The organism is Rhodococcus sp. NPDC057014 (assembly GCF_042673295.1).
GTDB lineage: Bacteria > Actinomycetota > Actinomycetes > Mycobacteriales > Mycobacteriaceae > Rhodococcus_F.
On the sequence record NZ_JBHUSF010000353.1, the window covers coordinates 1 to 9,126 of the forward strand.

General features: G+C 70.5%; 10 protein-coding genes. 5 read left to right on the forward strand and 5 right to left on the reverse strand.

The genetic code is table 11. The features are described 5' to 3' along the window. Window positions 1-29 precede the first annotated feature (29 nt). Window positions 30-1,547: a leucyl aminopeptidase gene (locus ACFTZB_RS39060; protein WP_378440296.1), complete on the reverse strand. Its 1,518-nt coding sequence runs from the start codon at window positions 1,545-1,547 to the stop codon at window positions 30-32. 126 nt (window positions 1,548-1,673) lie between these two features. Here ACFTZB_RS39060 and gcvT point away from each other — a divergent pair, with 126 nt between their 5' ends. Continuing rightward, on the forward strand, window positions 1,674-2,774 hold the full coding sequence (gcvT, locus tag ACFTZB_RS39065) for a glycine cleavage system aminomethyltransferase GcvT (protein WP_378440298.1): 1,101 nt from the start codon (window positions 1,674-1,676) through the stop codon (window positions 2,772-2,774). Window positions 2,775-2,837: 63 nt separating this feature from the next. Continuing rightward, the gene (locus tag ACFTZB_RS39070) at window positions 2,838-3,941 is read left to right on the forward strand and encodes a branched-chain amino acid aminotransferase (protein WP_378440300.1); all 1,104 of its coding nucleotides are present in this window, start codon (window positions 2,838-2,840) and stop codon (window positions 3,939-3,941) included. A gap of 17 nt (window positions 3,942-3,958) precedes the next feature. Here ACFTZB_RS39070 and ACFTZB_RS39075 read toward each other — a convergent pair whose 3' ends face one another. The 3 genes from ACFTZB_RS39075 to cobU are packed head-to-tail and all read right to left on the reverse strand — an operon-like array spanning window position 3,959 to window position 6,476. Next, complete coding sequence (locus ACFTZB_RS39075; RefSeq protein ID WP_378440302.1) at window positions 3,959-4,699, reverse strand: adenosylcobinamide-GDP ribazoletransferase; 741 nt, start codon at window positions 4,697-4,699, stop codon at window positions 3,959-3,961. Window positions 4,700-4,701: 2 nt separating this feature from the next. After that, a complete protein-coding gene (gene cobT, locus ACFTZB_RS39080) occupies window positions 4,702-5,835 on the reverse strand; it encodes a nicotinate-nucleotide--dimethylbenzimidazole phosphoribosyltransferase (RefSeq protein WP_378440304.1) in 1,134 nt (377 codons plus the stop codon). Beyond that, on the reverse strand, window positions 5,832-6,476 hold the full coding sequence (cobU, locus tag ACFTZB_RS39085) for a bifunctional adenosylcobinamide kinase/adenosylcobinamide-phosphate guanylyltransferase (protein WP_378440306.1): 645 nt from the start codon (window positions 6,474-6,476) through the stop codon (window positions 5,832-5,834). The genes cobT and cobU overlap by 4 nt, the downstream gene beginning before the upstream one ends. Window positions 6,477-6,576: 100 nt before the next feature. On the opposite strand from cobU, the gene ACFTZB_RS39090 reads away from it, so the two are divergent. Continuing rightward, window positions 6,577-6,792 carry a hypothetical protein gene (locus ACFTZB_RS39090; protein WP_087556203.1) on the forward strand — a complete coding sequence of 72 codons (216 nt, stop codon included), beginning with the start codon at window positions 6,577-6,579 and terminating at the stop codon, window positions 6,790-6,792. A 3-nt stretch (window positions 6,793-6,795) separates the two neighbouring features. Here the strand turns inward: ACFTZB_RS39090 and ACFTZB_RS39095 are convergent, their stop codons facing one another. Beyond that, on the reverse strand, window positions 6,796-7,452 hold the full coding sequence (locus tag ACFTZB_RS39095) for a DUF3043 domain-containing protein (RefSeq protein WP_378440309.1): 657 nt from the start codon (window positions 7,450-7,452) through the stop codon (window positions 6,796-6,798). A gap of 88 nt (window positions 7,453-7,540) precedes the next feature. On the opposite strand from ACFTZB_RS39095, the gene ACFTZB_RS39100 reads away from it, so the two are divergent. Both ACFTZB_RS39100 and ACFTZB_RS39105 read left to right on the forward strand, forming a co-directional pair. Beyond that, window positions 7,541-8,617, forward strand: coding sequence for a glycerate kinase (locus ACFTZB_RS39100; protein WP_378440310.1), 1,077 nt, complete (start codon window positions 7,541-7,543; stop codon window positions 8,615-8,617). A gap of 138 nt (window positions 8,618-8,755) precedes the next feature. After that, a complete protein-coding gene (locus tag ACFTZB_RS39105) occupies window positions 8,756-9,106 on the forward strand; it encodes an iron-sulfur cluster assembly accessory protein (RefSeq protein WP_005247725.1) in 351 nt (116 codons plus the stop codon). Window positions 9,107-9,126: the final 20 nt, after the last annotated feature.

Sequence of the window (9,126 nt, forward strand, 5' to 3'; positions counted from 1 at the left end):
GCACAAGGGCCGTTGGGAACGGCAGGGGCCTACCCGTGGGCGGCGATGTCCTCGATCACCGCGATCATGGTGCGCACCGGCACACCGGTGCCGCCGCGGCCGGTGTAACCCCACGGTCCCGACGAGTTGTAGGCCGGTCCCGCGACGTCGATGTGCGCCCACTGGACGCCGTCGGCGACGAACTCCTTCAGGTACAGGGCCGCCGCGAGCATGCCGCCCCAGCGGTGATTCGTGACGTTGGCGAGGTCGGCGATCTTCGAATCGAGGTCCGAGCGCAGTTCGGCGGGCATCGGCATGGCCCACGCGTTCTCGCCGATCTCCTGGGAGATGGCGGCGACGCGGTCGCGGAACTCGTCGGTGCCCATGACGCCGGGGGTCCGGTTGCCCAGTGCCACCATCTGCGCGCCGGTGAGCGTCGCCGTGTCGATCAGGTAGTCGGGTTCGTCCTCGCAGGCGCGGACCATGGCGTCGGCGAGCACGAGTCGGCCCTCCGCGTCGGTGTTGATGACCTCCACCGTGGTTCCGCCGTACTGGGTGAGGACGTCGCCGGGGCGCTGCGCGGTGGACGACGGCATGTTCTCGGCCATCGGGACGGTGGCGGTGACGTCGACGGGCAGTCCGAGTTTGGCGGCGAGGACCACGGTCGCGACAACGGCTGCGGCACCGCCCATGTCGGACGTCATGTTCTCCATGCCTGCAGCGGGCTTGATGGAGATGCCGCCGGTGTCGAAGGTGATGCCCTTGCCGACGAGCGCGACCTTGGGGGCGTTCCGCTTCTTGCCGGAGTAGCTGAGGCGGACCAGTCGAGGCAGCCGGGACGAGCCCTTGCCCACGCCGAGGATGCCGCCGTACCCGTTCTTTTCGAGCGCCTTCTCGTCCAGGACCTCGACCTTCAGGCCCGCGTCGGTGCCGAGTGCCTTTGCGCGGTCGGCGAATTCGGCGGGGAACAGGTGGCTCGGGGGAGTGTTGACGAATTCGCGTGCGGTGGCGACGGCTTCGGCGATCGCCGACGAGCGCGCGAGGGTGTCCTTCGACTCCTTCGCCCGCGGGGACGACACCAGCAACTCGACGCGGGAGACGGGCTGTGCGTCCGGGCCGGGTGCGGACTTCGCGGACTTGAATTCGGTGAACCGGTACGCGCCGAGGGCGAAACCTTCCGCTGCCGCACCGAGATCGAGTACGGACAGCGTGGTCGCGACGGTGCCGACACCGCTGAGTGCTCGCGCCGCGGCGCCCGCGGACTTGCGGATCTGCTCGGCGCCCAGCTTCTCGGCCGAACCGAGTCCGACGGCGAGCACGCTGTCGACCGGCAGCGTGCCGGGTGCCGGGATGCGGGTGGTCTCCTCGGCCTTGCCGGAGGCGCCCACCGCGACGAGCGTGTCGAGCAGGTCGGTCAGCACCGATTCGTCGACGATGCCGTCTCCGAGCGCGATTTCGGGGCCGTCCGGGCTCGACGTCAGTCCGATCACCAACACGTCCACGCGCTTGCCGACGGTGCCGGCCAGTGCGAGTTGTGGTCCGAGGGGTCGGGCTGTGCGAGTGCTCACGGTGTCTCTCCTGCAGCGGTGGGGGATGAGTGGTGCCGGGTGGCCGACGTTCGTTCCGATGGTAGTGCTCCGCCGCCTCCGGCCACCCGGTGCGCGTCTACCCGGAGGTCCGATAGGTTGAGGCGCATGACCGAGGAGCAGTTGTCGCAGGGGCCCGTCCACGCCGTCCACGTCGAACTCGGGGCCACGTTCGCTCCGTTCGGTGGCTGGGAGATGCCCGTGTCGTATGCCGGCACCGTCGCCGAGCACACTGCGGTCCGCGAATCGGTGGGAGTGTTCGACGTCAGCCACCTCGGCAAGGCCCTCGTGCGCGGCAGCGGCGCCGCCGACTTCGTGAACTCGGCGCTGACCAACGACCTCGGCAGGATCGGTCCCGGCAAGGCGCAGTACACGCTGTGCTGCACGCCGTCGGGTGGAGTGATCGACGATCTGATCGCCTATTACGTGAGCCCCGACGAGGTATTCCTCGTCCCCAATGCGGCCAACACCGCGGACGTGGTCGCGGCGCTCGCCGCCGCGGCCCCCGACGGGGTCACGGTGGAGGACCAGCACCGGGATTTCGGCGTGATCGCCGTGCAGGGGCCGAAGTCGGTGGAGGTGCTCACCGCGCTCGGCCTGCCCACCGACATCGACTACATGGCCTTCACGGACGCCACCTGGGACGGCGTTCCCGTCCGTGTCTGCCGCAGCGGGTACACGGGCGAGATCGGCTTCGAGCTGCTGCCGCGCTGGGACGACACCGAGAAGCTGTTCCGGGCGGCGGTCGAGCAGGTCCGCGCCCACGGCGGCCAGGTCGCCGGTCTCGGCGCCCGGGACACGCTGCGCACCGAGATGGGGTACCCGCTGCACGGGCACGAGCTGTCGCTGGAGATCTCCCCGCTCGAGGCGCGATGCGGCTGGGCGATCGGCTGGAAGAAGCCGAAGTTCTGGGGCAAGGAGACGCTCGCCGACGAGAAGGCGTCCGGCCCGGCCCGCGCACTGTGGGGCATCAAGGCGCTGGACCGCGGCGTGCTGCGCGCCGGTCAGACCGTGCTCCGCGACGGCAGGCCGATCGGCGAGACCACGTCGGGCACGTTCTCGCCGACGCTCAAGGTCGGGATCGCGCTGGCGCTGCTCGATTCCGGGTCCGGGGTGTCGGCCGGAGACGAGATCTCCGTGGACGTCCGGGGGCGCTCGCTGCGCGCCGAGGTGGTGTCTCCGCCGTTCGTGGAGATCAAGACCAAGTAAGCACCTGTCGCGGACGACCTGTCGGCGGCGGGGCAGCGGAAGGCGTTCGATAAGATCACGGGCATGACAGGTGTCACCGAGTTCGTTCGCGTCCCGCATCCCGCCCCCACCTCCGACGAGGTACGGCGAGAGATACTGGCGGCGCCCGGATTCGGCCGGTACTTCACGGATCACATGGTGTCGATCACCTACTCCACGGAGCTCGGCTGGCACGACGCGAAGGTGGAGCCGTACGGGCCGCTCCAGCTCGACCCCGCCGCGATGGTGCTGCACTACGGGCAGGCCATCTTCGAGGGTCTGAAGGCGTACCGGCAGCCCGACGGCGGCATCTCGACGTTCCGTATCGAGGCGAACGCCGAGCGGCTCGCGACGTCGGCTCGCCGTCTCGCGATGCCGGAGCTGCCGGAGGAGTTGTTCGTCAAGTCGATCACCGAACTGCTCGAGCTCGATCACGAGTGGGTGCCCGCGGCAGGCGGTGAGGACGCGCTGTACCTGCGCCCGTTCATGTTCTCCACCGAGGCCGGTCTCGGGGTGCGTCCGGCCGACGAGTACCGCTACCTGCTGATCGCCTCGCCTGCGGGCGCGTACTTCCCGCGTGGCGTGAAGCCGGTCAGCGTGTGGCTGTCGACGGAGTACGTCCGGGCCGCACCCGGCGGCACCGGTGCCGCCAAGTTCGCGGGCAATTACGCGGCGTCGCTCCTCGCGCAGGCGCAGGCCGCCGACGAGGGTTGCGACCAGGTGGTGTGGCTCGACGCGATCGAGCGGTCGTACGTGGAGGAGATGGGCGGCATGAACCTCTTCTTCGTGTTCGGCTCCGGATCCGATGCCCGCCTCGTGACGCCGTCCCTGTCCGGTTCGCTGCTGCCGGGGATCACCCGCAATTCGCTGCTGACCCTCGCGACCGACGCCGGTTTCGCGGTGGAGGAGCGGCGGATCAGCACCGACGAATGGCGCACCAAGACGAAGTCCGGCGAGATCACCGAGGTGTTCGCGTGCGGAACGGCGGCCGTCATCACGCCCGTCGGCCGGGTCAAGTCCGCCGAAGGCGAATTCACCATCGCCGACGGCGAGCCCGGCGAGGTCACCATGGCACTGCGTGACACGCTGACCGGAATCCAACGGGGAACGTTCGCCGACACCCATGGCTGGATGACCAAACTGCGCTGAGCCGTGTCGGCGGTCGGTCAGGAAGCGAGACCGATCGCCGAGACGGTGACGGTGATCTCGAGCGCGGCTCCGAGCACGTCACCGTTCAGGCCGGCGAATCGCCGGACGCAGTGGGCCACCAGCAGCGCGGTGAGTGTCAGTGCGACCGCGACGACGACGGGCCCCTGCCACCACGGCGACGTGCACCATGCCGCCGCCGCGAGGAGCGGAACGGTCCAGGCGGCACCGGTCCACGGCGACTGGGTCTCGGCGACCAGCGCGCCGAACCCTTCCGTGGCGGACGCGGGGATCCCGCGGCGGCAGGCGAACACGACCGCCACCCGCCCGGCCGCCACGGCGACGGCCACACACGCGAACTGTCCTGCGGCGGCGAGAGATCCGAACGCCAGCCCCTGCGCGCCCAGGCAGATCACCAGGGCGCACACCCCGAACGGGCCCGCGCCGCCGCTGTGCATCACGGCCCGCGCGCGCTCCGGCGACCCGTAGCAGCCGAGCCCGTCGACGGTGTCCGACAGGCCGTCGACGTGCATGCCGCGGGTGGCGAGGGCGTGCGCCCCTACCGTCACCAGGCCGGCGAGCGCGGGATCGAGTCCGGCGGACACGAGCAGCCACAGCAGTCCCGCGGCCAGGGCGCCCAGCGCGATCCCGGTCACCGGCGCCGCCCGGATCGCGCGGCCGCCTGCCGCACGGTCGACGGAATCCGGACCGCGCAGAGGGAGAACCGTCAGCCAGGAGAAGGCGAGCAGCACACCCGTCACAGTCAGCCCGCGGTGTCGGCGGCGTCGGACCCGCTGTCGGAGTCGGTCCGGGTTTCGGAACCGTCCTCGGCGTCGCGGGTGCTGACCCCGGCCTCCGCGAACGTCGCCATCTCCGCGAGCGTCGCGACGGCGCCCTGCAGGATCGGCAGCGCGGTGACGGCGCCGGACCCCTCGCCGAGTCGCATGTCGAGTTCGAGGAGCGGGTCGAGTTGCAGATGCTTCAGCGCGATCGTGTGGGCCGGTTCGGTGGAACGGTGGCCTGCCAGCCACCACGCGCGGGCGCCGGGTGCCAGTTCCTCGGCCACCATCGCGGCCGCCGTCACGACGACGCCGTCGAGGATGACCGGAGTCTTGCGCGCGGAGGCCTGCGCGAGGAACCCTGCCGTCGCGGCGAGGTCGGCGCCCGACACCGTGCGCAGCAGTGCCACCGTGTCCCGGACCACCGGCCGGGCGCGGCGCATCGCGTCGCGGATCGCCGCCGTCTTCCGGATCCAGCCGGCGTCGTCGACCCCGGTACCCCGGCCGACCGCCGCGACCGGTTCGGTGTCCGTCAGCGCGGCGATGAGAACGGTGGCCGGTGTGGTGTTGCCGATTCCCATGTCGCCGGCGATCAACAGGTCTGCGCCGGAATCGATTTCGGAGTCGGCGATCGACCGTCCGGCCTCGATGGCCTTCACGGTCTCTTCGTGCGTGAGTGCGTCCTCGCGGTCGATCGCCCCCGACGAGCGCCGAATCTTGAACGCGGACACCGACGGATCCGTGTCGCCGTCCACCGACAGGTCGACGACGCGCACGCCGGCGCCCGCCCGGTTTGCGAGAGCGTTGACGGCCGCCCCACCGTCGACGAAGTTGGCGACCATCTGCGCTGTCACCTCGGGCGGATACGCGGAGACGCCGGTCCGTGCCACGCCGTGGTCGCCGGCGAACACCACCACCCGTGCCCGTGCGAACGGGGCGGGTGGGCAGACGCCCTGGCAGGCCGCGGCCCAGCACGCCAGCGTCTCCAGACGTCCGAGCGATCCGGCCGGTTTGGTGAGCTGAAGCTGACGGGCCTCGGCCTGCGCGCGAACCCCTTCGTCGGGTGGGGTGACGGGTTCGAACCGACCGGGGTCGGTGCTCACGGACTCGCTGGTCACGCTTGGCCTCTCGCTCGAGTGGAGTCGGCCCCGCACGACGCACGTGCGGGATCGTCTTTCAGGATCATGGTCAGGCCGGCCACGACGAGGACCACACGATCGCAGACCTGCGCGAGCCGCGCGTTGAGGGCGCCGATTTCGTCGCGGAACAGGCGACCGGACCGGGTCTCGGGGATGACGCCGAGACCGACCTCGGGAGTCACCAGCACGAGTGCCCCGGGGTAGTCGCGGACGCTCGCGACGAGGTCGTCCGCGACGGGGGTGATGGTGCCCCGCGGCGAATCCCAGGCCGCGGCGCCGTCGAGTTCGACGGTCAGCCAGGTGCCGAGATCGTCGACGAGTGTGGCCGCCGCGTCGGTGGGGGAACGCAGTTGATCGGCGAGGTCGCGGCGGTGCGCGGTTTCCACGGTGACCCAGCTGTCGGGGCGCCGATCGCGGTGCTCGGCGACGCGGTGCTCCCAGTCGTGGTCGCCGGGGTCGCGGTGGCTGGTGGCGACGTAACGCACCCGGCCCGCCCCGGCCAGGGCCTGCGTCAGTTCCTCGGCGTGAGCGGATTTACCGGACCGTGCACCGCCGAGTACCAGCGTTCGCCTGGGCTGGTTCGGGCGATCCGGGAGGTCCGGGGAATCGGCGGTGGGCACGGAGGGAAACGCTACCAACCCGCCGACGTGGCAGGATTTTGACGAAGAACGTCAATTCCGCCACTGTTGGCGGAAAGTGAATGGGCGGAAAATTTCAGCCATGACCGAATTCCTCGTCCTCGTTGCACTTCTCCTGGTGCTGCAGGCGGCCGTGACGTACGCCGGGCGGCACCTGGGACCACTTCACCCGCGACTGCGGAACAGCTACCGCGACAACTTCTTCCGGCCTGCCGATCCCCTGACGGACCTGTCGCGGGACCGCGACGCCGAACTGGGGCGGCTGCTCGCCGAGACGCACCGCGCGCCCCACAACTGACCGTCAGATGGCGTCGCCGGGCCGCACCCGCGGCTTGGGGGCCCGCAGTTTGCGGATCTGCGACGCCCGCACGAATGCGTACCAGCCGAGTTTGAAACCGCCGTCGGGAGTGTCCGGGAAGCGTTCCCGCACCTGATTGTTGATCTTCCGGCCCAGCCACACGCCCTCGATGGCCATGAACATCATCATGATGAGCATGGCGAGCGTCACGATCGCCTGCAGGGCCGGGCTGACGAACATCGCCATGATGAGAACCAGTGCCAGCGGCATGAACAGGCCGACCAGATTGCGCCGGGCGTCGACGATGTCCCGGACGTACGCGCGGACGGGACCCTTGTCGCGGGGGAGGAGGTACTTGTCTTCGCCGGCGAGCATGCGGGCGCGTCGCTCGGCGGCGGTGGCGCGTCGCTCCGCTGCGGCGACCTTGCGCTCTTCCTTGCTGCCGCGGGTGGCCTTCCTGCGGGCGCGGGCCTCTTTCGCCGTCAGGGGTGCGGGCGCGACCGGTCCGCGGCGCTTCGACTCGGCGTCGCGTCGCTTGGGGGTCGGGCGGCCCTTGCCCGCCTGCTCGACGGACTCCGCCTCCTTGGCCGTGGACGACTCGGCGACCTCGACGTCCCGCTTGTCTGAATTGTCCGAATCACCGCGGCGTAGCAATTTCACTCTTCCAGACTATGGGAAGACGCCACGGAGTGGAAAATTGCCCTCACATCGAAATGCCGGGTCGCGCCCGTCGCCATACACTTCGCCGATGCGAGTGTTGATCGCACCGGACTCCTTCGGTGAGACGCTGACCGCCGTCGAGGCGGTCGCCGCCATCGCGGCGGGATGGTCGGCCGTGCGCCCGGACGACCAGCTGATCGAGGCCCCGCAGTCCGACGGCGGCCCCGGCTTCGTGGACGTGGTCGCGGCTGCCGGCGGCACCGTCAAGACCACGGTGGTGGAAGGGCCCCTCGGCGTCGACGTACCCGCCCGCTGGCTCCTCGACGGCACCGACGCCTACCTCGAATCCGCCCAGGCCTGCGGACTCGGACTGCTGGGCGGACCACCGACGCCCCGCACCGCCCGCGACGCGCACAGCCGAGGTGTCGGGCAGCTCGTGGTGGCGGCCCTCGACGCCGGCGCCCGCAGAATCGTCGTCGGTCTCGGCGGCAGCAGCTGCACCGACGGCGGTCGGGGCCTCGTCGAATCCCTCGCGCAGGGATTCGGCAGCGCGGACGCCGCCGTCGCCCGGCTGCGCGCGGTGGAACTGGTGGTCGCGACCGACGTCGAACACCCGCTGCTGGGTGAGCACGGTGCCGCCCGTGTGTTCGGACCGCAGAAAGGTGCCGATGCGGGCACCGTCGAGTTCCTCGAGGACCGGAACGCCGCGTGGGCCGGGCAACTGCACCGGGTGACGGCCCGGGACGTCGCGGCGGAGGCCGGTGCCGGAGCCGCGGGTGGTATCGGCGCCGCGCTGCTCGCGCTCGGCGGTACCCGCGAATCCGGTGCCCACGTGGTCGCCCAGCGCACCCGGCAAGACAGGCAACTCGCGTCCGCGCAGCTCGTGATCACCGGGGAAGGCCGCCTCGACCGGCAGTCGCTGCGCGGCAAACTCGTGAGCGCGCTCGCCGCCGCCGCCCGCAGGCGGGCCATCGCGACGCTCGTCCTGGCCGGGCAGGTGCTCCTCGACACGGACGATCTGGACCGCGCCGGCATCGACGACGCCCTGTCGCTGGTGGACCACGCCGGGTCGGTCGAACTCGCGATGTCGGACGCATACGCGCAGCTGAGAGACCTCGCCGCCGCCGCCGCCCGCGGATGGGACGGCGCAACCGCACGGCAGTAACCCGAAACCCCGACGTCGGATACCATGGACGTGGATCGATCTGCGGACGCTGCCGCAGGGAATGGAACCCGGGAATAAGTCGGGCGCGGAGTACCGTTGAAGCGTTCACGGGTTTGTTACGAACTACAGGGAGAGCCCATGACTGTGCAGAACGAGACCGCCGTCCACGGCGTCAAGATGACCGAAGCCGCGTCCGCCAAGGCGAAGGCGCTGCTCGATCAGGAAGGTCGTGACGACCTCGCACTGCGTATCGCCGTGCAACCCGGCGGCTGCGCAGGACTGCGTTACCAGCTGTTCTTCGACGACCGCAACCTGGACGGCGACCTGATCGTGGACTTCGGTGGCGTCGCCCTCGCGGTGGACCGGATGAGCGCGCCGTATGTCGAGGGTGCCTCCATCGACTTCGTCGACACCATCGAGAAGCAGGGTTTCACCATCGACAACCCCAACGCGACCGGTTCGTGCGCCTGCGGCGACTCCTTCAACTGAGTCCCGAGCCGAAGTACAAC